General features: G+C 74.5%; 22 protein-coding genes. 14 read left to right on the top strand and 8 right to left on the bottom strand.

What is annotated here, in order from left to right; genetic code table 11:
• Nucleotides 1-43 precede the first annotated feature (43 nt).
• Together ACFT41_RS16535 and ACFT41_RS16530 are read right to left on the bottom strand one after the other, a co-directional pair.
• Nucleotides 44-277 (bottom strand): hypothetical protein, encoded by a 234-nt coding sequence (locus tag ACFT41_RS16535; RefSeq protein ID WP_036374862.1) that lies wholly within the window; start codon nucleotides 275-277, stop codon nucleotides 44-46.
• A gap of 245 nt (nucleotides 278-522) precedes the next feature.
• Nucleotides 523-2,127: an RNA polymerase sigma factor gene (locus ACFT41_RS16530; protein ID WP_377585257.1), complete on the bottom strand. Its 1,605-nt coding sequence runs from the start codon at nucleotides 2,125-2,127 to the stop codon at nucleotides 523-525.
• Nucleotides 2,128-2,413: 286 nt separating this feature from the next.
• On the opposite strand from ACFT41_RS16530, the gene ACFT41_RS16525 reads away from it, so the two are divergent.
• The gene (locus tag ACFT41_RS16525; protein ID WP_377585259.1) at nucleotides 2,414-3,229 is read left to right on the top strand and encodes an inositol monophosphatase family protein; all 816 of its coding nucleotides are present in this window, start codon (nucleotides 2,414-2,416) and stop codon (nucleotides 3,227-3,229) included.
• Between the two features lie 32 nt (nucleotides 3,230-3,261).
• Here ACFT41_RS16525 and ACFT41_RS16520 read toward each other — a convergent pair whose 3' ends face one another.
• Nucleotides 3,262-3,777: a LytR C-terminal domain-containing protein gene (locus tag ACFT41_RS16520; protein WP_377585382.1), complete on the bottom strand. Its 516-nt coding sequence runs from the start codon at nucleotides 3,775-3,777 to the stop codon at nucleotides 3,262-3,264.
• A gap of 433 nt (nucleotides 3,778-4,210) precedes the next feature.
• On the opposite strand from ACFT41_RS16520, the gene ACFT41_RS16515 reads away from it, so the two are divergent.
• The gene (locus ACFT41_RS16515) at nucleotides 4,211-4,507 is read left to right on the top strand and encodes a DUF4193 domain-containing protein (protein WP_046565779.1); all 297 of its coding nucleotides are present in this window, start codon (nucleotides 4,211-4,213) and stop codon (nucleotides 4,505-4,507) included.
• 230 nt (nucleotides 4,508-4,737) lie between these two features.
• Entirely contained in the window at nucleotides 4,738-5,610 is an 873-nt protein-coding gene (locus ACFT41_RS16510; protein WP_377585263.1) for a hypothetical protein, read from the top strand.
• Between the two features lie 87 nt (nucleotides 5,611-5,697).
• Here ACFT41_RS16510 and ACFT41_RS16505 read toward each other — a convergent pair whose 3' ends face one another.
• Nucleotides 5,698-6,189: a DUF3093 domain-containing protein gene (locus ACFT41_RS16505; RefSeq protein WP_377585266.1), complete on the bottom strand. Its 492-nt coding sequence runs from the start codon at nucleotides 6,187-6,189 to the stop codon at nucleotides 5,698-5,700.
• Nucleotides 6,190-6,272: 83 nt separating this feature from the next.
• Here ACFT41_RS16505 and dut point away from each other — a divergent pair, with 83 nt between their 5' ends.
• The 4 genes from dut (at nucleotide 6,273) to ACFT41_RS16485 (ending at nucleotide 8,749) form a co-directional block, all read left to right on the top strand.
• Nucleotides 6,273-6,779, top strand: coding sequence for a dUTP diphosphatase (gene dut, locus ACFT41_RS16500; protein ID WP_377585269.1), 507 nt, complete (start codon nucleotides 6,273-6,275; stop codon nucleotides 6,777-6,779).
• Nucleotides 6,780-6,804: 25 nt separating this feature from the next.
• Nucleotides 6,805-7,446 carry a DUF3710 domain-containing protein gene (locus ACFT41_RS16495; RefSeq protein WP_377585272.1) on the top strand — a complete coding sequence of 214 codons (642 nt, stop codon included), beginning with the start codon at nucleotides 6,805-6,807 and terminating at the stop codon, nucleotides 7,444-7,446.
• 180 nt (nucleotides 7,447-7,626) lie between these two features.
• Nucleotides 7,627-8,010 carry an OB-fold nucleic acid binding domain-containing protein gene (locus tag ACFT41_RS16490; protein ID WP_377585274.1) on the top strand — a complete coding sequence of 128 codons (384 nt, stop codon included), beginning with the start codon at nucleotides 7,627-7,629 and terminating at the stop codon, nucleotides 8,008-8,010.
• A 31-nt stretch (nucleotides 8,011-8,041) separates the two neighbouring features.
• The gene (locus ACFT41_RS16485; protein WP_377585277.1) at nucleotides 8,042-8,749 is read left to right on the top strand and encodes a DUF3159 domain-containing protein; all 708 of its coding nucleotides are present in this window, start codon (nucleotides 8,042-8,044) and stop codon (nucleotides 8,747-8,749) included.
• 51 nt (nucleotides 8,750-8,800) lie between these two features.
• On the opposite strand, the gene ACFT41_RS16480 is transcribed toward ACFT41_RS16485, so the two are convergent.
• Entirely contained in the window at nucleotides 8,801-9,490 is a 690-nt protein-coding gene (locus tag ACFT41_RS16480; protein WP_377585279.1) for a potassium channel family protein, read from the bottom strand.
• A 2-nt stretch (nucleotides 9,491-9,492) separates the two neighbouring features.
• Nucleotides 9,493-10,158, bottom strand: coding sequence for a potassium channel family protein (locus ACFT41_RS16475; RefSeq protein WP_377585282.1), 666 nt, complete (start codon nucleotides 10,156-10,158; stop codon nucleotides 9,493-9,495).
• 162 nt (nucleotides 10,159-10,320) lie between these two features.
• Here ACFT41_RS16475 and ACFT41_RS16470 point away from each other — a divergent pair, with 162 nt between their 5' ends.
• The 4 genes from ACFT41_RS16470 to dxs all read left to right on the top strand — a co-directional run bounded on the left by ACFT41_RS16470 (nucleotide 10,321) and on the right by dxs (nucleotide 16,900).
• Complete coding sequence (locus ACFT41_RS16470; RefSeq protein ID WP_377585285.1) at nucleotides 10,321-12,393, top strand: APC family permease; 2,073 nt, start codon at nucleotides 10,321-10,323, stop codon at nucleotides 12,391-12,393.
• Nucleotides 12,390-13,664 (top strand): class I SAM-dependent RNA methyltransferase, encoded by a 1,275-nt coding sequence (locus tag ACFT41_RS16465; RefSeq protein WP_377585288.1) that lies wholly within the window; start codon nucleotides 12,390-12,392, stop codon nucleotides 13,662-13,664. The genes ACFT41_RS16470 and ACFT41_RS16465 overlap by 4 nt, the downstream gene beginning before the upstream one ends.
• Nucleotides 13,665-13,728: 64 nt before the next feature.
• Nucleotides 13,729-14,892 (top strand): anhydro-N-acetylmuramic acid kinase, encoded by a 1,164-nt coding sequence (locus ACFT41_RS16460; RefSeq protein ID WP_377585291.1) that lies wholly within the window; start codon nucleotides 13,729-13,731, stop codon nucleotides 14,890-14,892.
• A gap of 73 nt (nucleotides 14,893-14,965) precedes the next feature.
• The gene (gene dxs, locus ACFT41_RS16455; RefSeq protein WP_377585293.1) at nucleotides 14,966-16,900 is read left to right on the top strand and encodes a 1-deoxy-D-xylulose-5-phosphate synthase; all 1,935 of its coding nucleotides are present in this window, start codon (nucleotides 14,966-14,968) and stop codon (nucleotides 16,898-16,900) included.
• 125 nt (nucleotides 16,901-17,025) lie between these two features.
• Here dxs and ACFT41_RS16450 read toward each other — a convergent pair whose 3' ends face one another.
• Nucleotides 17,026-18,216 (bottom strand): hypothetical protein, encoded by a 1,191-nt coding sequence (locus tag ACFT41_RS16450; protein WP_377585296.1) that lies wholly within the window; start codon nucleotides 18,214-18,216, stop codon nucleotides 17,026-17,028.
• A 173-nt stretch (nucleotides 18,217-18,389) separates the two neighbouring features.
• On the opposite strand from ACFT41_RS16450, the gene ACFT41_RS16445 reads away from it, so the two are divergent.
• Together ACFT41_RS16445 and ACFT41_RS16440 are read left to right on the top strand one after the other, a co-directional pair.
• Nucleotides 18,390-20,291, top strand: coding sequence for a hypothetical protein (locus ACFT41_RS16445; RefSeq protein ID WP_377585297.1), 1,902 nt, complete (start codon nucleotides 18,390-18,392; stop codon nucleotides 20,289-20,291).
• Entirely contained in the window at nucleotides 20,291-22,102 is a 1,812-nt protein-coding gene (locus tag ACFT41_RS16440) for a hypothetical protein (protein WP_377585300.1), read from the top strand. The genes ACFT41_RS16445 and ACFT41_RS16440 overlap by 1 nt, the downstream gene beginning before the upstream one ends.
• Nucleotides 22,103-22,115: 13 nt before the next feature.
• Here ACFT41_RS16440 and ACFT41_RS16435 read toward each other — a convergent pair whose 3' ends face one another.
• Nucleotides 22,116-23,963 carry a hypothetical protein gene (locus ACFT41_RS16435; RefSeq protein ID WP_377585303.1) on the bottom strand — a complete coding sequence of 616 codons (1,848 nt, stop codon included), beginning with the start codon at nucleotides 23,961-23,963 and terminating at the stop codon, nucleotides 22,116-22,118.
• A gap of 111 nt (nucleotides 23,964-24,074) precedes the next feature.
• Between ACFT41_RS16435 and ACFT41_RS16430 the strand changes: the two genes are divergently transcribed.
• Nucleotides 24,075-25,388: a PQQ-binding-like beta-propeller repeat protein gene (locus ACFT41_RS16430; protein WP_377585306.1), complete on the top strand. Its 1,314-nt coding sequence runs from the start codon at nucleotides 24,075-24,077 to the stop codon at nucleotides 25,386-25,388.
• Nucleotides 25,389-25,431 lie beyond the last annotated feature (43 nt).

The raw sequence follows: 25,431 nt of genomic DNA, 5'->3' as shown, positions 1-25,431 counted from the left end.
GGGCACCTCCGGCCGGCTTATGTCGGTATGCGGACTCTTGCGGTCAGTTCGCCATCAGATCGGCGCCACGCCAGCTGAACTCGGGGTCCGTCGCGTACCGCACGGTGATCTTCACGAGATCCTCCGCGTACTTGTTCGCGTGGTGCCCACAGAACACCAGCTCGCTCCCGCCCGCCAGAGTGATACGGAGCTTGCCGGCAGCGTTGCAGCGGTCGCACCGTTCATCGGCGGCTGGGGGAGCCACCGTCTCGGGCGGCGGCGTGAGGGTCGGGGTCATCGCCTTCCTCCTCTGGTCGTCACCGATGAACAATCTCGTCGGTCGTTGCTCATCTATCGTGCAACACCCGACAAGGGTCTTGCCTTCCCTGTGTGCCCGCGGGGGACCGAGGTCACACCTGGCGGCAACAGTGTGCCGTGCACCAAGGGTGCCACGTCAACGATCACAATCGTGCAACCGACCGATCGCCACCGGGTGTTGTACGGCTGGTGATCAAAGCGACACGGCCAGTTGACGAATGCGGGTCAGTCCAGGTAGTCACGGAGAACCTGTGACCGCGACGGGTGGCGCAGCTTCGACATCGTTTTGGACTCGATCTGCCGGATCCGCTCCCGGGTCACGCCGTAGACCTGGCCGATCTCGTCCAGCGTGCGCGGCTGGCCGTCGGTGAGGCCGAAGCGGAGCCGGACCACACCCGCCTCGCGCTCGGACAGCGTCTGGAGCACCTGCTGGAGCTGGTCCTGCAGCAGGGAGAAGGAGACGGCGTCGACCGCGACCACGGCCTCCGAGTCCTCGATGAAGTCGCCGAGCTGACTGTCGCCCTCGTCGCCGATGGTCTGGTCGAGCGAGATGGGCTCCCGAGCGTACTGCTGGATCTCCAGCACCTTCTCGGGTGTGATGTCCATCTCCTTGGCCAGCTCCTCCGGGGTGGGCTCGCGGCCCAGGTCCTGGAGCAGCTCGCGCTGGATCCGGCCGAGCTTGTTGATCACCTCGACCATGTGCACCGGGATGCGGATGGTGCGGGCCTGGTCGGCCATCGCGCGGGTGATCGCCTGCCGGATCCACCAGGTGGCGTACGTGGAGAACTTGTAGCCCTTGGTGTAGTCGAACTTCTCGACCGCCCGGATCAGGCCGAGGTTGCCCTCCTGGATGAGGTCGAGGAACGCCATGCCCCGGCCGGTGTAGCGCTTGGCCAGCGACACCACCAGCCGGAGGTTGGCCTCCAGCAGGTGGTTCTTGGCCCGCTCGCCGTCGCGGGAGATCCAGCCGAGGTCACGGACCATCTCCCGGACCAGCTTCTCCTCGCCCTCCTCGGCGGCGCGCAGCCGCTCGGCGGCGTAGAGGCCCGCCTCGATCCGCTTGGCGAGCTCCACCTCCTGCTCGGCGTTGAGCAGGGGCACCTTGCCGATCTGCTTGAGGTAGGCCCGCACGGAGTCGGCGGAGGCGGTCAGCTCGGCGTCGCGGCGCGCCTGCTTGAGCGCCTCGGACTCCTCGTCGTCCCACTCGAAGTCGTTGTCCGTGGCGGAGCTGGCGGCGTCGGCCGCGGCGGCCCGGGCCAGCTCGGCCGGTTCCTCGACCACCACGTCCTCGATCTCGGCGGCGAGCTCCTCCGGATCGATGTCGCCCTCGGCGCCCTCGCCCTTCGGCTTACCGGCGGCGGCCTTGGCGGGCTTGCCCGCGGCGGCGGCCACCGTCGCCTTGGTGGCCCGGGCGGGCCGCGCGACCTTCGCCGGCACGGTGGCCTTCGCCACCGCCTCGGTGGTGGCCTTGCGCGCGGCGACCTTCCGGGGTGCCGACGCGGGGGCGTCGTCGGCGGCGGGCGCCTGCTTCGGGGCGGGCGGGGCCACCTTCTTGGTGGTCTTGGCGGTGGTGGCCCGGGACGCCGGGGTGGCGGACCGGGCGGCGGCGACCCGGCGGCGCGGGCTGGCCGAGCCGTCGACGACCACGGTCACCCCCGCTTCCGCGAGCGCACGCAGGATCTTCTTGGCCTGGGCCGGAGTCACCTCGGCGGACTCGACGGTGCGCGCGAGCTGGGCCGACGTGAGCTGGCCGCCGGCGCTCTGCGCGTGGGCGATCAGGGTGTCGGTGAGCGAGCGAACGTCGGCGCCGGTCTGGCGGGGTTCTGTCACGAATGACCTTCCGGAGGCGAAGAGCGAGCACGGCCGGGTGCCCGACGCAGCGCGGAGCACGGTGCCGGACGATGTGGTTGAGGGACCCCCGTGTCCCGGGCCGGCCGGTGGCTGGCGGTCCGTGGCGCGTGGGCAGGGTGAATTGTAACGCCGTCTGCCGCGATCATCCTGCGCCGCACGGCGGACCGACTGGCGGGACCGCCGATTCGGCGCAGATGTGGACTTTGTAAGGATGATACTCGCGCGCGACCCGGACGGGTCCAGTCGTGCGGGAAGGGGACGAACCATGGGCCACTCGGTGCCGCCACCCGGGGAACTGCTGGAGATCGCCGTCGATGTCGCCCGGGCTGCGGCGGACACCGCCCACCGGATGTGGGCCGAGGGCGTGTCGGTGGCCGCCACCAAGTCCACCGTCACCGACGTGGTCACCGCCGCCGACCGGGCCGTCGAGCGGCAGGTGCTCGACGCGCTGCGGCGGATCCGGCCGCACGACGCGGTCCTCGGAGAGGAGTACGGCGCGGGCGACGCCGCCCCGGCAGCCCGGGTGCGCTGGATCGTCGACCCGATCGACGGGACGGTCAACTATCTCTACGGGCTGCCGTACTGCGCGGTGTCGCTGGCCGCCGAGGTCGACGGCGAGGTGGTCGCGGGTGTGGTGCGCAACGTGTTCACCGGTGACGAGTGGACGGCGACCGCCGGCGGCGGCGCGTACCGGGGCGGGGAACGGCTGCGCTGCTCGGCCGAGGCCGACCTCGGGCAGGCGCTGGTCGCCACCGGTTTCGGCTACGACCCCGCCCGCCGGGCCCACCAGGCCCGGGTGCTCGCCGGGCTGATCGGCCACGTGCGGGACGTGCGCCGGCAGGGCGCGGCCTCGGTGGACCTCTGCCTGGCCGCCGAGGGGCGCCTGGACGCGTACTACGAGAAGGGTCTGAACCTCTGGGACCACGCGGCCGGTGCGCTGGTCGGCGCCGAGGCCGGGCTGCTGGTCGCCGGGCTCGGCGACCAGCCGGCTGGCCCGGACCTGCTGATCGCCGCCCCGCCGGCGCTGTTCGCGCCCCTGCACGACCGGCTGGCCGACCTGGACGCCTCGGGCGGCCCCTGACCGCCCTGACCGCCCCGACCGGCCGCGCCGGGTCACTTGCCGATGGGCATCGGGCAGGTGCCGGGCGGGGCGACCGGGGCACCCAGGTCGCCGAGGGACTGGTTGACCTCCGTGGTGGTGGCGAGCTGGGCGAAGTTGTTGCCGAGGACCACGTCGACGATGTCGTCCTTGCGGTTGATGTCGAACTTCGGTTCGGCGTTGTTGAGGAAGTACGCGCTCAGCAGGTGGGCGGAGCCGACGCCCTTCGGGCCGTACCGCAGGACGGCGACGCCGTCGAGTTGCTCCTTGGCGTTGCCCTCCTTCTTCACCTGGAACTTCCGGTTGCGGAAGTCGTCCGCGATCTTCCCGGCGAGGCCCGCCTCGTCGGTGGCGTTGTAGACGTTGAGCTTCACGTCCTTGTTCTCGCGCAGGGTCACGTCCGCCAGCGGCGCGTCCTCGGGGCAGCCGCCGGCCACGCCGCCCTTGCCCTGGGTGTCGCGGACCACGGCCACGACCACGAAGACCAGGGCGACGACCGCCAGCAGACCGACGACTACGAGTGCTCGCACTCGCGCAAAGCTCATCCTGGCGCTCCCCGGACGGTGATTGGGTGGCGGCGGCGGAGGGGCGGTGGGCCGCCCCGCCGGCCGTCGAGTACGCCGCTGAGGCTAACGGTTGTCCGGCGGTCGCGTGGAAACAGTCCGACATGCCGGCGCGCCAACCGGGAAGCGGGTACTACTACCCCTATCTTCGTGTCGCCTGAATCACATTGGGAACAACTTCGAGGTCTGGGGCGTACATCTGAGCCGCGAGGGCGGTATACATGCCTCGCCCGAGGGGGGTAAGGTACCGCGCTCGCTGGGGGAGTTTCTCTGGCGGCCCGGTCCGGCCCGTGGCCGGGTCGGGTGACCGACAAAAGTTGGTGGCCGGCAGTGGAACCGAAACAGCGCCTTCCGGCGTTACAACCGGGAGCGACCATATCGATATGGGAGAGTGAAACCGATGGCCACCGACTACGACGCCCCGCGTCGCGACGAGGTCGACCTCGGCGAGGACAGCCTGGAAGAGCTCAAGGCCCGGCGGGTCGACTCACAGTCGGGCGCCGTGGACGTCGACGAGGCCGAGGTGGCCGAGAGCTTCGAGCTCCCTGGTGCTGACCTGGCCGACGAAGAGCTCACGGTCAAGGTGCTACCGATGCAGCAGGACGAGTTCCGGTGCGGCCGCTGCTTCCTGGTCCACCACCGCAGCCAGCTGGCGGTCGAGCGCAACGGCGAACTGATCTGCCGCGAGTGCGTCTGACCGCTACCCGGAACACCAGCGCCTCAACGGGGAACACCCGCGCCTCTGCGCGGAAACACCGGCGGCGGCCTCATCGGATGAGGCCGCCGCTGTGGGAGCCGCCGATCCCGGGCACGTCCGCGCCCGCCGGTGCGTCACGGGCCCACGGCGGTGCCGTGCGCCGGTGGCGGGGAACTGCTTGACTCGTCAGGACGGTTCCCCACCCACCGACGCACCCGGGAGGTCGACGCATGGTCGAGCGCAGCGACGACGGCGGGCGGCCCGCCACCGACGACACCGGCGGCGGGTCCGAGCCCGCCCCGTCGGGCGGCACCGGTGCCGGGTCGGAGATCGCCCACCCGGGCGGTGCCGGCGCGGGCGCGGAACTGGGCGCGACAGTCGCCGCGCTGACCGCCGACGACGTCGGGCCGGCCCGCCGGCGGCAACTGCTGACCCGGCTGGTCGGCCAGGTCCGGGGTCGGGGCCTCGCCGACCTGTTCAAGCCGCGCGCCGCCGTCCGCTGGATGACCGACGCGGTCGCCGACATCGCCCCGCACGTGCCGATCCGGGACCTGGCGACCCTGCGCCGGCACTTCCCCGGCCTGGAGGGCGAGGCCCTCGCCGACCGGCTGGTCCGCAACGCCGCCCGGACGACCGCCGCGATCGGCGCGGCCGGCGGGGGAGTGGCGGCCGTCGAGTGGGTCGTCGCGCCGACCCTGCTGTCCGCGCCGGTGCTGCTGGCCGCCGAGACGGTCGCCGTGGTGGCCGTCGAGCTGAAGCTGATCGGCGAGTTGCACGAGGTGTACGGCGTCCCGCTGCCCACCGCCGGCACCCAGCGCACGGTTGCCGTGGTGCAGTCCTGGGCCAGCCAGCGGGGGATCAACCCGATGCTGCCCGGGGTGGGCGTCGGCGCGGTGCTCGGCGCGGCGGCCCGCAAGGAGCTGCGCGACACCCTGCTGAAGCGCTTCGGCCGTAACCTGACCACGCTCGGCCCGTTCCTCACCGGGGCGGCGGTCGCCAGCTATCTCAACCGGCGGGCCACCCGGGGCCTCGGCGAGCAGCTCCGCAAGGACCTCGGCCGGCAGCGGCGCGAGCTGCCCGGCCCGCCGCCTGCCCTGCCCTGACCGCCCGCCCTCGCGGGGTTCGGTCGCGCGCCCGGACGAGGCGGGTGCCGGGGCCCAGTGGGCGTCGCGGTCGGCCCAGTGGGCGGCTCAGTGGGCGTCGCGGGCGGCGAGGATCGCGGCGGCGAGCCGCACCGGGTCGCGGGTGCTGACCACCCAGAACGGGGTGGGGTCGGCCGGATCGTCCAGCACCACCTGCACCGCCCCGGCGATCCAGGGGCGCTGCACCACGAAGGCGAGCGGGTCCGCCCCGACGCCGAGCACCTCGCGCCGGCCGGCGGCGTCCAGCGCGACGGCGTCGGCCACGAACCGCACGGGCAGCCGGGCGTCGTCCACCCGCAGCTCGCCGTCGGCCACGGCGACGCGGACGCGGCCCAGCCACCACAGGGCGGCCACGGTCGCCGGCAGCAGCACCACGAACGGCAGCCAGGCACGCAGGCCGCCCGCGCCCAGCCACAGCTCCAGCGCGAGGAAACCACCGAGGGCCGGCCCGGCCAGCCAGAGCCACCACGGCAGGCTGAGCCGCTCCGCGTACGTGGTGGTGGCGGTGGTGGGGGGCGTCGGGGCGGGCGATCGGCTCACTCCTGCCAGGGTACGGCGCGCGACGGGCGGTCGACCCGGCAGGATGACAGGGCACCCCGTGAAACGGACGGAAGAGGGAGACCGTGACCGACGACGTACCCGTGCCCGTGCGGCGGCTCGACCCGCAGTTGCCGCTGCCGGCGTACTCCCATCCCGGCGACGCCGGGGCGGACCTGGTGGCCGCCGCGGACGTGGAGCTGCCCCCCGGCGGCCGGGCCCTGGTCCCGACCGGCCTGGCGATCGCCCTCCCGGAGGGGTACGTGGGGCTGGTGCACCCCCGGTCGGGTCTGGCGGCCAGGCTCGGGGTGACGGTGCTCAACGCGCCCGGTACGGTCGACGCCGGTTACCGGGGTGAGATCCTGGTCAACCTGATCAATCATGATCGGGAGACACCGGCGAAGATCGCCCGTGGCGATCGGATCGCGCAACTCGTTGTCCAGCGGGTGACGCGGGCCGATTTCCGGCCGGTGGCCGAGCTGCCGCCGTCCCGGCGGGGCGTCGGCGGGCACGGCTCGACCGGCGGGCACGCCGGGCTCGTGCCGCCGCCGGCGGACCGGGCCGGCGGGCAGCCGGAAGAGGTGGCAGGGTGAGCGCGAACAGCGGAGGGTGGGCGCAGTGATCTTCTCCCGAAAGCGGGCCGGTGACGGTCGGCAGGCCCGTGCCGAGCGGGCCGCCGAGGTCGTGGACGGTCGTGACGCCGAGGGCCAGGCCCCGGCGCGCGGCCCGTACGACGTCGCCGAGGCCCCCGACGGGGTGCAGCGGCTCGACCTGGGCAGCCTCCACATCCCGGCGGTGGCCGACGTGGAGGTGCGGGTGCAGGCCGACCCGGAGGGCGTGATCCAGCAGGTCGTCCTGGTGCACGGGCAGAGCGCGCTCCAGCTCGGCGTCTTCGCCGCGCCCCGCTCCGAGGGCATCTGGGACGAGGTGCGCGAGGAGATCCGGCAGTCGCTGTTCAACGACGGCGCGGCGGCCCAAGAGGCGCAGGGAGAGTACGGTCCGGAGCTGCACGCCCGGGTGCGCACCCCGGACGGCCTGACCGACCTGCGGTTCGTCGGGATCGACGGCCCGCGCTGGATGGTGCGCGGCGTCTACCAGGGCGCCGCCGCGACCGACCCCGCCGCCGCCGGCCCGCTGCGCGAGTGCCTGGACGGGCTGGTCGTCGACCGCGGCCAGGAGGCCAAGCCGGTGCGCGAGCCGCTGCCGCTGCGCCTGCCGCGCGAGGTCGCCGAGCAGGCCGGCCCGACCGTCGAGGCCTGACCGGGCACCGGCCGGCCCGCCCCGGGGGCCCGCCGTCGGCGTACCGCCGGTGGCCTGGTCCGGGGCGGGCCGGCGGTGCCGGCTGCCCGCCGGCCGGCGTACGCTGGCGGGACGGCCTCGCCCACACAGGCCGCACCGGTGCCGGCGCGGCCTGCCGGCGGAGGAGAGGGTGACCCGGTCATGACGACCGACGAGGGCGGCAGGGTCTCGTTCCGGCGGCTGCTGCACCGGCTCACCGCGAGCGAGGCCGAGATCGAGGCGCAGGAGCTGCGCCGGGAGAGCGCCGAGTCCGGCGGCGTGCCGGCCCGGCAGTGCGCGCGGGGTCAGGTCGTCAGCGTCAACGGCCGGCTGCGCACCGTGGTCTACACCCCCCGCACGAACCTCCCCACCCTCGAAGCCGATCTATATGATGGCAGCGACGTGGTGACCCTGGTCTGGCTCGGGCGGCGGCACATCGCCGGCATCGAGCCGGGCCGGCACCTGACCGCCAGGGGCCGGGTGGCGGTGCGCGACGACCGCAAGGTCATCTACAACCCGTACTACGAGTTGGAGCCACCGAAGTGACGACGCGCACGCGCCCGGCCGGAGGACCGCGATGACCACTGGAGCCCAGCGGGCGACCGAGCCCGGGGCCGGGCCCGAGGACGACGAGGCGCTGCCGACCCTCGCCGAGCAGATGGCGGACCAGCTCGGCGGCTGGCGTGGCCTGGTCGAGTCGAGCATCCCGGTGGTCGTCTTCGTCGTCGCCAACATCGTCGGCGAGCTGCGCCCCGCCGTGATCGCCTCGGTGGCCGTGGCGCTGCTCATCGCCGCGCTGCGGCTGGTCCAGCGCCGGCCGGTGCGGCACGCGGTCAACGGCCTGGTCGGCGTCGGCATCGGCGCGGCCATCGCCTGGCGCACGGGCGACGAGCGCGACTTCTACCTCCCCGGCATCCTCTACGGCATCGGCTACGGGCTGGCACTGCTGGTCTCGGCGGCGGTCAAGCAGCCCCTCGTGGGCTGGATCTGGTCGGTGCTGGTGGCCAAGGGGCGCTCCGAGTGGCGCGACGACCCGCGCCTCGTGCGGACCTTCACCCAGCTCACCGTCCTGTGGGGCGTGGTGTGGCTGGCCAAGGTCGGCGTCCAGGCGGCCCTCTACCTCGCCCACCAGGACACCGCGCTGGGCGTGGCCCGGCTGGCGCTGGGCTACCCGCCGTACGCGCTGCTGCTGCTGATCACGGTCTGGACGGTGCGGCGGGTGACGCGCGAGCAGGCGGCGGGGCAGGAGCCGACCGCGGCGCCGGAGCCCCTGCCCGGCGGCTGATCTCCCGTCACCCGGCGGCGGCAGCAGGGCCGGGTTGCCCGGCCAGGGGGCTCAGATCGCGCCGCGGGTCCGCTCGATGCTGTCCGTGCCGAGGATCACCGCGCGGACGTCGTCCTCCACCTCCGCCGTGCAGACGAAGATCAGCTCGTCGCCGGCCTCGATCGGGTCGTCCGGGCTGGGCACGAGCACCCGCTTTCCGCGCAGGATGGCCACCAGGGCAGCGTCGCGGGGGATCGGCACGGCATGGATCGGCTGCCCCACGTACGGCGCGGTCGGCGGCAGGGTGATCTCCACCAGGTTCGCCTCGCCCTGCCGGAACGTCATCAGCCGCACCAGGTCGCCGACGGTCACCGCCTCCTCGACCAGGGCCGCCATCACCCGCGGCTTGCTCACCGAGACGTCGACGCCCCACTGCTCGGTGAACAGCCACTCGTTCTCGGCCCGGTTGACCCGGGCCACCACCCGGGGCACCGCGAACTCGGTCTTGGCCAGCAGCGACACCACCAGGTTGACCTTGTCGTCCCCGGTCGCCGCGACCACCACGTCGCAGCCGGCGACGTTGGCCTCCTCCAGGCTGGCCAGCTCGCAGGCATCGGCAAGCACCCACTCGGCCGCCGGCACCCGGTCGGGCCGCAGCATCCGGGGCTGGCGCTCGATCAGCATCACCTGGTGGCCGTTGTCGATCAACTCCTGGGCGATCGAGCGGCCCACGTTGCCGGCGCCGGCGATGGCGATCCGCATGCTCAGTGCGCTCCTTCCGGCGGGCTGCCCGCCACCGAGGTCGCCGACGCCACGATGTCGTCGGTGACCAGCATGAAGACCTGGTCGCCCTCCTGCACGGCGGTGGAGCCCGTGGGCAGGGTGCCGATCCCGAAGCGGATCAGGTATGCCACCCGCGCCCCGGTCGCCTCCTCCAGGCCCCGCAGCGGCCGGCCGATCCAGTCCTTGTGCACCGGCACCTCGACGATCGAGACGGTGCTGGTCGGATCGCGGAAGATCTCCACGTTGCCCTCGGGGACGAGGTGGCGCAGCATCCGGTCGGCCGTCCACCGCACGGTGGCCACGGTCGGGATGCCCAGCCGCTCGTAGACCTGGGCCCGGCGCTGGTCGTAGATCCGCGCGGCGACCCGGGAGACGCCGAACGTCTCGCGGGCCAGCCGGGCCGAGATGATGTTGGAGTTGTCTCCGCTGGAGACGGCGGCGAAGGCATCCGCCCGCTCGATGCCGGCCTGCCGGAGCACCTCGCCGTCGAAGCCGGCCCCGGTGACCGTGATGCCCGCGAAGTCCGGGCTGAGCCGGCGGAACGCGTCGGCGTCCTGGTCGATCACCGCCACCGAGTGCCCCCGGGACTCCAGGCTGTGGGCCAGGGTCGACCCGACCCGGCCGCAGCCCATGATCACGACATGCACGTGTCCCTCCCAAGGTGCGCGCACCCGCCAGCCGTGGACCCCTCGACTGCGAGCCTGCCACGTCGGGGTTGCCGGCGGGGCACGACGGTACTCCGCCCGGGCGAACGAGCTGCTCCGCCACCCCCGGGTGACCACGGAACCGTGGCCGTACCCTTAGCGCTTGTGGCCAGTCCCACCTCGCTGCTGAAGCGGCTGCTCGTCGGTCGACCGTTCCGGTCCGACCGGCTCCAGCACACCCTCCTGCCGAAGCGCATCGCGCTGCCGGTCTTCGCCTCCGACGCCCTCTCCAGCGTCGCGTACGCCCCCGACGAGATCCTGCTGACGCTCTCCATCGCGGGCGCGTCGGCGTTCCTCTTCTCGCCGTGGATCGCCCTCGCCGTGGTCGTGGTGATGCTCACGGTGGTGGCCAGCTACCGGCAGAACGTGCACGCCTACCCCTCCGGCGGCGGCGACTACGAGGTGGCCACGGTCAACCTCGGCCCCCGGGCCGGCGTCGCGGTGGCCAGCGCGCTGCTGGTCGACTACGTGCTCACCGTGGCCGTGTCGGTCTCCTCCGGCGTGGCCAACCTGGGTTCGGTGGTGCCGTACGTGGCCACCCACAAGGTGCTCATCGCCGTCGTCGCGGTGGTGCTGCTCACCGCCGTGAACCTGCGCGGCCTGCGCGAGTCCGGCACCGCGTTCGCCATCCCGACGTACGGTTTCGTGATCGTCATCGGCGGCATGATCATCACCGGCCTCGTCCGGTACTTCGTCCTCGGCCACGACCTGCGCGCGCCCAGCGCCGGCCTGGAGATCCAGGCCGAGCACAGCGTCACCGGGTTCGCCCTGGTCTTCCTGCTGCTGCGGACCTTCTCCTCCGGCTGCGCCGCGCTCACCGGCGTGGAGGCGATCTCCAACGGGGTGCCCGCGTTCAAGGCCCCGAAGAGCCGCAACGCCGCCACCACCCTGCTGCTGCTCGGCACCATCGCGGTGAGCATGCTCGTCGGCATCATCTGGCTGTCCCGGCTCACCGACCTCCAGTTCGTCGAGGACCCGGACCTGCAGATCCTCGCCGGCCCCGACGGGTACGTGCAGAAGACCGTCACCGCCCAGCTCGGCGAGACGGTCTTCGGCTCCGGGTCGGTGCTGCTGTACGTGGTCGCCGGGATGACCGCGCTGATCCTCTTCCTCGCCGCCAACACCGCGTTCAACGGCTTCCCGGTGCTCGGCTCCATCCTCGCCCAGGACCGCTACCTGCCCCGGCAGCTGCACACCCGGGGCGACCGGCTGGCGTTCTCCAACGGCATCCTCTTCCTCGCCGTCTTCGCGATCGTGCTGATCATCGGCTTCCAGGCCGAGGTGACGAAGCTCATCCAGCTCTACATCGTCGGCGTCTTCGTCTCGTTCACCCTCTCCCAGGCCGGCATGATCCGGCACTGGAACCGGCACCTGCGCACCGAGCGGGACCCGCAGGCCCGCCGCCGGATGATCCGGTCCCGGGCCATCAACACCTTCGGCATGGCGATGACCGGCGCGGTGCTGGTCATCGTGCTGATCACCAAGTTCCTGCTCGGCGCGTGGATCGCCATCGTCGCGATGGCGCTGCTCTACGCGCTGATGCTGGCCATCCGGCGGCACTACGACCGGGTCGCCGCCGAGCTGGAGCCGACCGAGGTCCGGGGCGTGCTGCCCGCCCGCAACCACGCCATCGTGCTGGTCAGCAAGCTGCACCAGCCGACGCTGCGGGCCATCGCGTACGCCCGGGCCACCCGCCCCGACACGCTGACCGCGGTGACCGTGAACGTCGACGAGAAGGACACCCGGGCCCTCCAGGCCGACTGGGAACGGCGGGAGCTGCCGGTGCCCCTGACCGTGATCGACTCGCCGTACCGGGAGATCACCCGGCCGATCCTCGGCTTCGTGGCCAACACCCGCCGGGAGTCGCCGCGCGACGTGGTCACGGTCTTCATCCCGGAGTACGTCGTCGGACGCTGGTGGGAGAACCTGTTGCACAACCAGAGCGCGTTGCGCCTCAAGGGGCGGCTGCTGTTCGAGCCGGGCGTGATGGTCACCAGCGTCCCGTGGCAGCTCGCCTCCACCGCCGGCAAGAACCTCGACCGGCTCGACGCGACGCTGACCCGGGGACCGGCGCGTGGCCCCCGGGTCGCCCCGCGCAGCACCCTGCCCCCGCCGGTGCCGCCGGTGGTCTCCGCCCCGCCAGGTGAGCAGGGCCCGACCGAGGGAGAGCAGCGATGACCCGGCCAGGCGTGGATGCGTCCCGGACGAGCGGGCTGGAGGAGGCCGAGCGGGTCGAGCTGACCGTCGACGCGGTCGCCCCCGGCGGGCACTGCGTGGCCCGGGTCGACGGGCAGGTGGTCTTCGTCCGGCACGCGTTGCCCGGCGAGCGGGTGGTGGCCGAGGTCACGGAGGTGCACCGCGGGTTCGTCCGTGCCGACGCGGTGACGGTGCTCGACGCCGCGCCGCAGCGGGTCGCGCCGCCCTGCCCGTATGCGAAACCGGGTCTGTGCGGCGGCTGCGACCTCCAGCACGTCGCGCCCGGGGCCCAGCTGGACTGGAAGGCCGCGGTGGTCCGCGAGCAGCTGCGCCGCCTCGCCGGCCGCACCGACGCCGAGATCGACCGGCTCGGGGTCCGGGTCGCGGCGCTGCCCGGCGGGCCGCTCGGCTGGCGCTCCCGGGTCCGGTACGCGGTCGACGCCACCGGCCGGGCCGGGCTGCTCAAGCACCGCTCGCACGAGGTGGTGCCGATCGACCGCTGCCGCATCGCCCACCCGGCGATCCAGGGGCTGCCGGTGCTCGGGCAGCCCTGGCCGGCGGCCGAGGCGGTGGAGATCGTCGCCTCGACCGGCGGGGACGTCACCGTCACCGCCCTGCCCGACGGGCCGGCGGCGGTCCCGTCCGACGGTTCGGCGACCGTCCTGCCCCTCGACGGTTCGGCGACGGTCCGCGAGGTGGCCGCCGGCCGGGAGTGGACGCTGCCGGCGTCCGGTTTCTGGCAGGTACACCCGGCGGCGGCCGACACCCTGGTCGACGCGGTGCTCGCCCTGCTCGACCCGCAGCCCGGCGAGTCGGCCTGGGACCTCTACGGCGGGGCGGGGCTCTTCGCCGCCGCCATGGCCGCCCGCGTCGGCCCGGACGCCCGGATCACCGTCGTCGAATCCGCCGTCGAGAGCGTCGCCGCCGCCCGGGAGAACCTGCGGGACCTGCCCGGGGTCGAGGTGGTGGCGGCCCGGGTGGAGACCGCCCTGGCCCGCCGCCGGATCGCCGGCCCGGTGGACCTGGTGGTGCTGGACCCGCCGCGCAGCGGGGCGGGCGCGCGGGTGGTGCGGGACGTGGTCGCGGCCGCACCGCGCGCGGTGGCGTACGTGGCCTGCGACCCGGCCGCCTTCGCCCGGGACGTACGCACCTTCGCCGACGCCGGCTGGCGGCTGGCGGAGCTGCGCGGCTTCGACCTGTTCCCGATGACCCAGCACGTGGAGCTGGTCGGCCTCCTGCAACCTGGGCGGTGATTGGCGCCGGGTGATTGCAGGGGACCCTTCCTATACAAAGAGCGTTGACAGGGGGCCCTTCCTTATGCGGATCGTGGGGTTGATGTCGGGGACGTCGTACGACGGGGTGGACGTGGTGGCGGCCGAGTTCACCGTCGACGGGGAGACCCTGCGGCTGCGTCCGCTCGGCCACCTCGGCCTCGACCACGACGAGGAGCTGCGGGCGCAGATCGGGGCCGTGCTGCCGCCGAACCCGACCACGATCGAGGCGGTCTGCCGGCTGGACAACCGGCTGGGCGAGGTGTTCGCCGACGCGGCGGCGCGCGGCGTGGAGCTGGCCGGCGGGCGGGTCGACGCCGTCGTCTCGCCGGGGCAGACCGTCTTCCACTGGGTCGACGGCGGCACCGTGCGCGGCACCCTCCAGCTCGGCGCGCCGGCCCGGGTGGCCGCGCGGGTGGGCGTACCGGTGCTGTCGGACCTGCGCGCGGCCGACGTCGCCGCGGGCGGGCAGGGCGCGCCCCTGGTGCCGGCGTTCGACGCGCTGCTGCTGGGCGGCCGGGCGGGCCCGCCCCGGGCGGCGCTCAACCTGGGCGGCATCGCCAACCTCACCGTCGTCGCCCCGGGCGCGCCGGTCCTCGGGTACGACGTGGGCCCGGCCAACGCGCTGCTCGACGCGGCGGCCCGGCGCTTCCTCGGCCGCCCCTGCGACCTCGACGGGGCCCGGGCGGCGGCCGGCCGGGTGCACCCCGGCCTGCTGGAGCTGCTGCTCGCCGAGCCGTACTACGCCGCGCCGCCACCCAAGTCCACAGGCAAGGAGCTGTTCCACGCCGGGTACCTCGACGAGCGGCTCGCCGCGCTCGGTGAGCCCGTCGACGCCGACGACGTGCTGGCCACCCTGACCGAGCTGACCGCCCGGACGGTGGCCGCCGCGTGCGACCGGCACGGGGTGGCCGAGGTGGTCGCCGCCGGGGGTGGGGTGCGCAACCCCACCCTGTGGGGCCGGCTGGTCGTGCTCGGGGAGGGCCGGTGGCGGCTGCGGGCCAGCGACGAGCTGGGGGTGCCGGCGCAGGCCAGGGAGGCGTACGCGTTCGCGCTGCTCGGCTGGCTGTCCTGGCACGGCCTGCCCGGGGCGATCCCGTCGGTGACCGGGGCCCACGAGGCGGCCGTGCTGGGCTCCTGGACGCCGGCCGGGCCGGCCCGGCACGCCCCGCCGGTCACCCCGCCCCGGCGGCTGGTGATCGTCGCCTGACTGCGTATCCGGTCAGCCGGGTGGTTCCCCGGCCAGGCTGCGGACTACCAGGCGGCCGATAGACTCTTCGCTCATGAGTGCTGAAGAGGACACGGCCAACCACGGCCGGCTGCTGGCCACGGTGCGGGGTCCGCAGGACGTGAAGCGGATGACCGCCGAGCAGCTGGACATCCTCGCCGCCGAGATCCGTGACTTCCTGATCGCCAAGGTCTCCCGCACCGGCGGGCACGTCGGCCCCAACCTGGGTGTGGTGGAGCTGACACTGGCGATGCACCGGGTCTTCGACTCCCCCCGGGACCGGCTCCTGTTCGACACGGGCCACCAGGCGTACGTACACAAGATCCTCACCGGCCGGCAGGACGGCTTCGACAAGCTGCGCCAGCGCGGCGGCCTCTCGGGCTACCCGAGCCAGGCCGAGAGCGAGCACGACCTGATCGAGAACTCGCACGCCTCCACCGCCCTGTCCTACGCCGACGGCCTGGCCAAGGCGTACGCGCTGCGCGGCGAGGCGCGCTCCGTCGTGGCCGTCGTCGGCGACGGGGCGCTGACCGGCGGCATGTGCTGGGAGGCGCTGAACAACATCGCCACCTCCGGCAACCCCCTCGTCATCGTGGTCAACGACAACGGCCGGTCGTACGCGCCGACCATCGGCGGCCTCGCCGACCACCTCTCGTCGCTGCGGCTCAACCCCGGCTACGAGAAGATCCTCGACACCGTCAAGGACGCCCTCGGCTCGACGCCGCTGGTCGGCCGGCCCATGTACGAGGTGCTGCACGCCGTCAAGAAGGGCATCAAGGACGCGGTCTCCCCGCAGGCCATGTTCGAGGACCTGGGCATCAAGTACGTCGGCCCGGTCGACGGCCACGACCTGGAGGCGGTCGAGTCGGCGCTGCGGGCGGCGAAGCACTTCGGCGGGCCGGTGATCGTGCACGCGGTGACCCGCAAGGGCTACGGCTACCGGCCGGCCGAGGAGGACGAGGCCGACTGCTTCCACGGCCCCGGCGCGTTCGACGTGGAGACCGGCAAGCTGGTCGCCGCCCCGTCGGTGAAGTGGACGCACGTCTTCGCCGACGAGCTGGTCGCGATCGCCGACGCCCGGCCCGACGTGGTGGGCATCACCGCCGCGATGGCCGAGCCCACCGGCATCGCCAAGCTGGCCCGCAAGCACCCCGACCGGGTGTACGACGTCGGCATCGCCGAGCAGCACGCGGCCACCTCGGCGGCCGGGCTGGCCCTCGGCGGGCTGCACCCGGTGGTGGCGGTCTACGCGACCTTCCTCAACCGGGCGTTCGACCAGGTCCTGCTGGACGTGGCGATGCACCGGCTGCCGGTGACGTTCGTGCTGGACCGGGCCGGGATCACCGGCCCGGACGGGCCGAGCCACTACGGCATCTGGGACATGTCCGTCTTCGGGGTGGTGCCGGGCCTGCGCATCGCCGCCCCCCGGGACGCCGCGACCCTGCGCGAGGAGCTGCGCGAGGCGGTCGCCGTGGACGACGGCCCGACCGTCGTCCGGTTCCCGACCGGCACCGTCGCCGCCGACCTGCCGGCCGTGCGTCGGGTCGGCCGGGTCGACGTGCTGGCCGAGGCGGCCCGCACCGACGTGCTGCTGGTCGCGGTCGGCTCGTTCGGTCACCTCGGCATGGAGGTCGCCACCCGGGTCGCCGAGCAGGGCTACGGGGTGACGGTGGTCGACCCGCGCTGGGTGCGCCCGGTCCCCGCCGAGCTGGTCGAGCTGGCCGCCGGCCACCGGCTCGTCGTCACCGTCGAGGACGGCGTGCGCGTCGGCGGGGTCGGCGACGCCCTCGCCCAGGCGATGCGGGACGCCGACGTCCGGGTGCCGCTTCGGGACCTGGGCGTGCCGGCCGCTTGGCACCCGCACGGCACCCGCGCGCAGATCCTCGCCGACCTGGGCCTCACCGCCCAGGACGTGGCCCGCGACGTCACCGGGTGGATCTCGGGCCTGGACGCGCAGTCGGTCGAGCCGGTCGGCCTGCCCGCCGACTGACCGCCGTGCGGGCAAGGAAGGGCCCCTTCTTAACGCCTGGCGTCGAGAAGGGGCCCCTTCTCACCACTCGCCGCGGGGCGGCGCGTCGCCGGGGGCCGGCGGGGCGGTGGTCAGCGGGGCGGTGGTCAGCGACCGCCGACCGACCGGTAGTAGGTCTTCTCCGCGCCGGTCAGGCTGAACGTCGCCTTGCTCGCCGGCTGCGGCACCACCACCAGCCCCGGCCGGTCGACCAGCCGGGGGGTGCCCGGGGGCACCGACAGCGACGTGTACCGGTTGGCCCGCCAGCTCAGCACCACCAGCGGCTGCCCCGGCACCGGCAGCACGTACGCCTGCAACGTGCTGGCCCGGTCGGCCGGCGAGAACACCGGGTCGCCGGCGGCCGGCCGGTAGACGACCGCCGTCATCGTCCCCGTGCCGGTCTCCCAGCTCAGCTGCTCCAGGTCGGCCGGATCGCCCCCGCCGAGGGCCACCTCGCCGAGCGCGCGCACGCTCACCCTGCCCCGGGGCCACGACTCCGGCACCGAGCGGCGCGCGTCACCGTCGCCGATGCGGCGCGGGATGCTGCCGAAGGGACCCTGCTCGTCGGCCAGCTCGCAGGTGTCCAGGTCGTCCAGCGCCCGCCGGCCCGAGCCGGTCTCGTCCCGCACCAGGGGGTAGCGCGGGTCCGTGGTGGCCGTACCCAGGTCGAGCAGGCGGTCGGCGGCCCGGCCGCGCGGCAGCGAGCTGGTGGCCCGCAGCGTCGCGGTCAGCGGCACGGCCTGGCAGGCAGGCACGTCCACCGGGTCGGTCAGCCCGTCCCGGGTGACCAGGGCCCGACCCTTCGGGCCGAGCAGCCGCTCCACCCGCTCGGAGAGCAGGTAGCGACGCCCGGCGCTGGTCTGCACGGGCAGCACGTCGGAGTAGACGAGGTAGCCGGGGTCGGTGTATTCGCTGGCCCGGCCGACCACGTAACGGTTGCCGTCGCGGGTCAGTTGCAGCAGCCAGGAGGCGCTCTCGCCAGGGACGTCGGCGGCCACCAGGGCCAGCGGGGCGCCGTCGGCCTCGCCGGACCAGAGGATCCCCGAGGACGGCAGGTGCGCCCGGTCGTCGGCCGGCGACCGCCAGGCCCGGACCGCGTCGGTCACCGCCGCCGTGGCCGCCGCGTCGCCGGCCAGGCCGCCCCGCGCGGGCCACACCCGCAGCTTGCCGTCCAGGCTGTCGTAGCCCACCGGGAGGGCGTCGGGCTTGCGGTCGGCGACCGGGCCGCAGGCCGTCGCGGTCAGCAGGAGGGCGAGCAGCGCGGTGGCCGTCCCGCCGCGCCGGCGCGCTGAAGCCACCTGTACGCCCCCCGATCGCGTCGCCGGTCGTGTTGCGCCCCACATGGTACGAGACGGCGGCGGGACGCGAACCGGCACCTCGATCCGCGGCCGCGAGCTGCGCCCCGACCGCCCACAAAGGACGCAATGGTGATTGTCGGGCGTGGCACCCGCTCCGGTAGACTCCGCCGACTGTGACTCCTGCCGAGCCCCTGACCGTCGAGCCTCCGACCGTCGAGCCCCCGGCCCGCGCGGAGCCCGCAGCCGCCCCGCCGCCCGCCGCCACAGCCCCGTCGCCCGGGAGCGCCACAGCCCCGTCGCCCGGATCCGCCGCGGCCCGCAGCCGGCGGCGCTGGCGGTGGACGCCCCGGCGGCGGGACCTCGCCGTCTACGGCCTGTTCCTGCTCGCCGCGCTCTGGGTGACCAGCCAGATCTGGGTCGACCCCGCAGGCCGGGTCGCCTCGCTCTACAGCAGCGACCCCGCCCAGGTGCAGTTCTTCCTCGCCCACTCGGTGCGGGTGGTGCTGCACGGCGAGTTCCCGTTCTACACCGAACAGTTCAACTACCCCGACGGGGTCAACCTGATGGCCAACACGGCCGTCCTGGCGCTCGGCATCCCGATGGTGCCGGTGACCCTGCTGTTCGGGCCCGCCGTCTCCTTTGTGGTGCTGGTCACCTGCGGCCTCGCCGGCACCGCCGCCGCCTGGTACCGGTTGCTCTCCCGGCACGTCGTCCGCAACCCGCTCGCCGCCGCCGTGGGCGGCTGGTTCTGCGGGTTCTCACCGGCGATGCTCTCGCACGCCAACTGGCACCCGAACATCATCAGCCAGTTCCTGCTGCCGTTCATCGTCTGGCGGGTGCTGATGATCACCAGCTCCCGGCGGCCGGTCCGCGACGGGGCGCTGCTGGCCCTCCTGGTCACCGCGCAGGCGTTCATCAACGAGGAGATCCTGCTCTTCACGGCGATGGCCTGCGGGGTGTTCCTGATCGCCGTGCTCGTGCAACGGCCGGGGCTGTGGACGACCGCATGGCGGCCCCTGGGCGTCGCCGTGGCGGTGTGCACCGTGCTCGCCGGGTCGCTGCTGGCGTACCCGCTCTACGTGCAGTTCGCCGGGCCGATGGCGTACCACGGGCTCAGCGACGCAGTCCGCGACTACGGCAACGACATCGCCGCGTTCTTCGCCCCCGGCTCGCCCACCCTCGGCGGCAACGAGCGCGCCAACGTCAACCTCGCCCCGAACTACTCCGAGGAGAACGCCTTCCTCGGCTGGAGCCTCGCCCTCATCGCCGTCGGCACCGTGCTCTGGCTGCGCCGCGAGCCGATCGTCCGCGCCCTCGCGGCGACCGGCGCGTTCTTCGCGGTGCTCTCCCTCGGCGAGCGGGTGTCCTGGTGGGACCGGGAGCTGTTCACCGGCCCCTGGGAGATCCTGGTGCGGCTGCCGCTGCTCGACGCCGTGGTGCCCACCCGGTTCGGCATGATCACCACCGTGGTGGTCGGGGTGCTGCTCGCCCTCGCCGTCGAGCGGGTCTGGGCGCTGCGCACGGCCGAGGCCCGCACCATGCGTACCCTCGGGGTGGCCGCCCTGGTCATGGCGCTGCTGCCGATCGCGCCGATGCCGCTGAAGGTCACCTCCCGCCCGCCGGTGCCGACGTTCATCACCGCCGACCGGTGGCGCGACTACGTCGGCCCCGACCAGACCCTCGTGCCGATCCCGGTGCCCAGCATGGGCAACACGCACGGGATGCGGTGGGCGGCCACCACCAACCTCGACTTCAAGATCCCGGGCGGCTACTTCCTCGCCCCGCGCAACGGCAACACCGGCGACCCGGGCCGGTTCGGCGGGCGGCCCAGCGGCGTCGGCGAGCTGCTGGAGGACGTGGCCAGCACCGGGCGTACCCCGAAGCTCGACGACCGCCAGCGCCGCCGCTCCCTGGACGAGTTGCGGCACTGGCGGGCCGCGATCCTGGTGCTCCCGGTCGGCCAGCACAACGCCGAGCCGCTGCGGCGTACCGTCGAGGACCTGGTCGGCCCGGCGCGCCGCGAGCTGGACGTCTGGGTCTGGGACGTGCGGACGCTGACCGACCCGTCGGCCTGATGGCCGCGCCCGCCACCGGCGGCGCGCCGGCCGGGCGGCGGCAGCCGGGCGCGCCGCCGGTCGCCGTTCGACCCCGGCGGGTACGGGGCGTCGACGCCGCCGTGGTCGCCGGCTACCTCGGCCTGGCGGTGCTGCTCACCAGCCGGCAGTGGGGCCGACCCGACCGGCTGTTCCACCAGGACAACGACCAGATGCTGTTCGAGTGGATGCTCGCCCACGCGGCCCGCGCCGTCACCACCGGGGAGCATCCGCTGCACAGCGTGGCTCTCAACGCCCCGGACGGGGTGAACCTGATGGCCAACACGTCGGTGCTCGGCCTGGGCGTGCCGCTGACCCCGGTGACGCTGCTGTTCGGCACGCAGGCGGCCTTCCTCGTGGCGGTCGTCGTCAGCCTGGCCGGCACCGCCACCGCGTGGTACGTCCTGCTGGCCCGCCGCCTGGTCGACTCCCGGGTCGCCGCCGCAGTCGGGGGCCTCGTCTGCGGCTTCGCCCCCGGCATGGTGGCCCAGGCCGGGGCGCACCTGCACATGGCCGCCCAGTTCCTGGTGCCGCCGATCCTGGCGCTGGTGTTCCGGCCCGACACCGACCGGGTCCGCCGGCACGGGGTGGCGCTCGGGCTGCTGGTGGCGTACCAGGTCTTCGTCGGCGAGGAGCAGCTCGTCTTCCTGGCGCTCGCCGCCGGGGTGCTCACCCTGGCGTACGCCCTCGCCGACCGGGCGGCGGCCCGCCGGCTGGCGCCCGCGTTCCTCGGCCGGCTCGGCGTGGGCGCGCTGGTGGCGGGGGCGCTGCTGGCGTACCCGCTGTGGTTCCAGTTCCTCGGCCCGTACCACTACCGGGGGATGCCCTTCCATGCGCGGGGCTTCCAGCTCGACGCCGCCTCGTACGCCGCGTCGGCCCGGCAGACGGTCCTCGGCGACGGGTACGTGCCCGGGCTGCTCGCGCCGAACCCGACCGAGGAGAACTCGTTCTTCGGTCCCGGGCTGCTGGTGCTCGCCGTGGTGGTCGTGGTCTGGCTGTGGCACCGGCCGCTGGTGCGGGCCCTCGCCGCCGTCGGGACGCTCGCCGCGCTGCTCTCCCTCGGCGACACCGTGCGCGTGGACGGCGCGTCGACCGGGCTGCCCGGGCCGTACCGGCTGCTGGCCGGGGTGCCGCTGCTCGACCTCGTGGTGCCGGCCCGGTTCGCCCTGATCTGCGTACCGGTGCTGGGGGTGCTGGTCGCCCTCTCCCTGGACCGGGCGTTCGCCCTGGCTCCGGTCCCGTCGGCGGGCGACCGGCGAGGGGCGCCGGTGCGGCTGCTCTGGGGCGGGGCCGTGGCCGCCGCGCTGCTCCCGCTGGCCCCCACGCCGATCCGCACCGTGCCGACGTGGCCGGTGCCGGCGTTCGTGGCCGGCGGCGGCTGGCGGGCGTACGTGCCGGCCGGCCGGACGCTGGTGCCGGTGCCGCCGGTGACCGGGGCGGGGGTGAGCCCGGCGACGTTCTGGTCGGCCCGCACCGGGCTGGCCTTCACCGCGCCTGGCGGCTACTTCATCGGCCCGAGCGCCGCCGGCGACCCGACCGCCCGCTGGGGCGCGCCCGACCGCCCGACGGCGACGCTGCTACGCCGGGCGGCCGAGACGGGCGAGGCGCCGGTGGTGACCGACGCGGACCGTCGGCAGGCGGTGACCGACCTGCGCCACTGGCGGGCGGCCGTGCTGGTGCAGGGCGGACTGCATCGGGGCGATCCGGTCCGCCGCACCGTCGACCAGCTCGTCGGCCCGGGACGCGAGGTCGACGGCGCCTGGGTCTGGGACGTACGCCCCCTGGTGGGCTGACCGCCGCCGGGCCTCACACCTGCCAGAGCCAGACGTCGTCGACGCGCTGCGGCGGGCCCAGCAGGGCGGTCATCAGCTCACGCAGGACCGCCTCGCGCGGGTGCGCGCCGAGGACGACCACGGACGCCTTCCAGTAGCGTAGGTCCTCCACCGCCTGCCGACGGTTCTCCTCGGTCAGCGGCGGCACGGCGCCGGCGTCCATCGTGGAGTAGACGAGGGTGCTGGTCGGCCGGTTCGGGGCGCCGAAGACGCCCTCGCCGTCGGGGTTGGGCCCGATGAAGTAGCCGCCGGGGATGGGGAACTCGTGCCCGGTCAGGGCGCTCCAGCGCAGCGTGGGCAGGCCGTGCACGTTGCTGGGGATCGGCACCGGCACCAGGGTCCGCCCCGCCGGGACGTACGGCCGCCAGCCGCCGGAGGTGATGAAGTGCGGCGGCGGGTCGATCCGCTCGGCGGGCAGCGGGCGGGGGACCAGCGGCAGCACGGCGAGCGCGAGCGCCGCGTACCCGACGGGGCGCAGCCAGCGGCCCACCCGGCCGGCGGTCGCGGTCCCGGCGGTTGCGGTGCGGGCCAGCGCGTCCCAGGCCAGGGCGAGCAGCACGCCGACGGCGGCGGCCACCACCAGGGCCAGCCGGGTGGGCATCATCATCTCCACCAGCGGCAGGTCGTCCGGGATGTACGCCCACGGACCGTCGACCGTGGTCTCCGCCCCGTCGAAGCGCACCACCGGGCCGATCGAGGCGACGGTGAACACGACCACCAGCACGGCGACGATCCGGGCGGCCGGCGACCGGCGGACCAGCAGCGCCAGCGCGACCAGCGCGACCAGCACCAGCGGCCAGCCGAACCAGGTGTTCTGCTCGGTGAGGCCGATGGTCTTCTCCACCGCCTCGTCGCCGGCCACCGTGTCCCGGGCGAACGTGACGAAGGCCACCAGGTCCTCGCCCCAGTTGTGGAACACCCCGCCCTGCAACCCCCGGTAGGACTGCGGGCCGTTGAACTGGAACCAGATCGGGTACGCCGTGAGCAGCAGCGCCAAGCCGCCGCCGAGGCCGAGCGCGGACAGGAAACCGCGGGCGCGGGCCCACGCCGCCCGGGGCCGCTGCGCCGCGTACGCCAGCACGACCACCAGGCAGGCCAGCGCCGTGAGCAGCAGCATCTCCTCGTTGATGAAGATCTGGTACGCCACCAGCAGCCCCAGCACCACCCCGTCCCGCCGCCAGCTGCGTCCCGCCGCGCCCAGCAGCAGCACCCGCGCCACGATGAGCGGCAGCAGGTAGTTGGAGACGAAGTTCGGCTGCCCGTTGGCGTGGTGCACGATGCCGGGCGCGAAGCCGAGGAACGCGCCGCCGAGGAACGCCGCCGCGCGCGAGCGCACCAGGTGCCGCGACAGCATCCAGTACGAGGTGGCCGCCGTCGCCGCGAGCGCCCCGCCGAGGTAGAGGGCGTACGTCACCTGCGGGCCGAGCAGCAGCGTCACCGGCGCCAGCGGCAGGGTCGCGCCGAGCAGCGACGTGTTCGCCATCATGTTCACCCCGTCCGGGGCGTTCTGGCGCAGGGAGAGCAGCGGGTTCTCCAGGTGCCGCACCGAGTACGCGCCGTGGGCGAAGAGCCACTCGAACCAGCTGTGGTCGGTCGGCAGGTGCGACGACACGCGGTGCTCGACGTCCCCCCAGTAGTTGAGGCAGACGAGGACGCCGAGGAGCACGTAGGCTCCGATGGCCAGCAGGTCGGCGCGGGCAGGTCGCCACCGGGGCCGACGGGGTGTGCCTGTGCCCGCCGCGTCGGGTCCGGTCGACGCGGCCCGCGTCGCGACGGGTGCGGAGTCGGAGTTCAGCGAGGGGTCTACCACCGGCACGGCCACGACGCGCCATCGTACAGGCGCGTTCGTGTGGTCCCGGCCGCCCGGTGCGCCCCACGGCGGCCCGGCGGGACGCCCCGCTCGCCGCCGGCCACGGCCCGGAAAGGAGCGAGGGTGACGCTCATCGACCTCGGCGAGACGCGCGGCGACCAGGGCCCGGAGCCTCCGCCCCGGCCGCCCCGGGCGGTGGGCCGGCCGCTGCGGGTGGCACTGGCCGGCCTCCTCGCGCTGTTCGTCCTGGTCTCGTCGGCGCCCGTGGTGCGCCCCGCGTCGGCGGTGCTCGGCGGCCGGCTGGGCGTCCAGGTCGTCGTCATCGGCGGCCGGGCCTACCTGCTGGACCCGGCGACGCCAGGCAGCAGCGCCCCGCGCGAGGTGACGGCACACGCGACGCCCGCCCGCGCGGGGGCCGCAGTCCGGCCGTTGTGGCGCACGCCCGTGTTCGGCAGTGGCCAACTGACCGGCGTTCAGGAGCACGCCGGCCTCGTCCTGTTCACCGAGTACCCCGACGGGTCGGCGGCGGAGACCCTCGCCGTGGACGTGGCGACCGGCGAGCGGCGCTGGCAGCAGCCCGGCCACCCGGTGCCCACCGTGGGCGGGGGGCTGCTGCTGATCGGCGAGGACATTCAGCGGGGCGAGCTGCGGTCGGTGGACCCGCCGTCGGGCCGCGTCCGATGGTCGGTGCCGAGCCGCCTGGGCAGGACGACCTTCCACTACCGTGGCGAGGGCGGCCCGGCCGACCTGGTGGCGCTGGTCACGGCCGCCGGCCGGATCGAGCTGCGCGATGCGGCGTCCGGGGCGGTGCGCGCGGGCCTCGCCGCGCCGCCGGGCGGCTGGCAGGGGGGCCTGCAGGTCGACATCGCCGGTGACCTGCTGCTCGCCTTCGAGCACGACCAGAGGGAGGTCCGGCGGGTCACCGCGTACGGGCTCGGCGCGCTGGACCGGCGCTGGGCCCTGGAGCAGCCACAGTTCGGCTACGCGGTGGGCTGCGGCGGGGTGCTCTGCGCCTCGGCCTACCGGGGCGCCGGACTGTCCGGGCTGGACCCGGCGACCGGCGAGGTCCGGTGGACCGTTCCCCGCTGGCAGACGGTCGTCGCGGTGCGCGGCGACCGGCTCCTGGCGATCGCCGACGACCAGGCGGGCGGCACGGCCAGTCACCTCGGCGTGCTGGACGCCGCGACCGGGCGGGAGGTCGCCGACCTGGGCCGCTGGGACCTGGCGTTCAGCCGCACCCCGGGCGGGCCGTCCTACGGCACGCGCCCCGACCGCGACGGCCGCGGCCTGGTCGTCGCGGAGCTGGACCTGGCGGGGGCGACGGTCCGGCTGCGCGACGTGCTGCCCGGCGCGGCGGGGGACTGCGCCGCCGACGGCCGCGACATCGTCTGCCGCCGGGAGTCAGGCACGTACGGCTGGTGGCGGCTGCCCGCCTGACGGCCGTCCCCGCCCGGCGGCTGCCTGACGCTTCTCCACCGCC

The organism is Micromonospora sp. NPDC057141 (assembly GCF_042670805.1).
Taxonomy (GTDB): Bacteria; Actinomycetota; Actinomycetes; order Mycobacteriales; family Micromonosporaceae; genus Micromonospora.
Note: the sequence above shows the minus strand (reverse complement) of the source record. Positions and strands in the feature narration are given on the sequence as shown.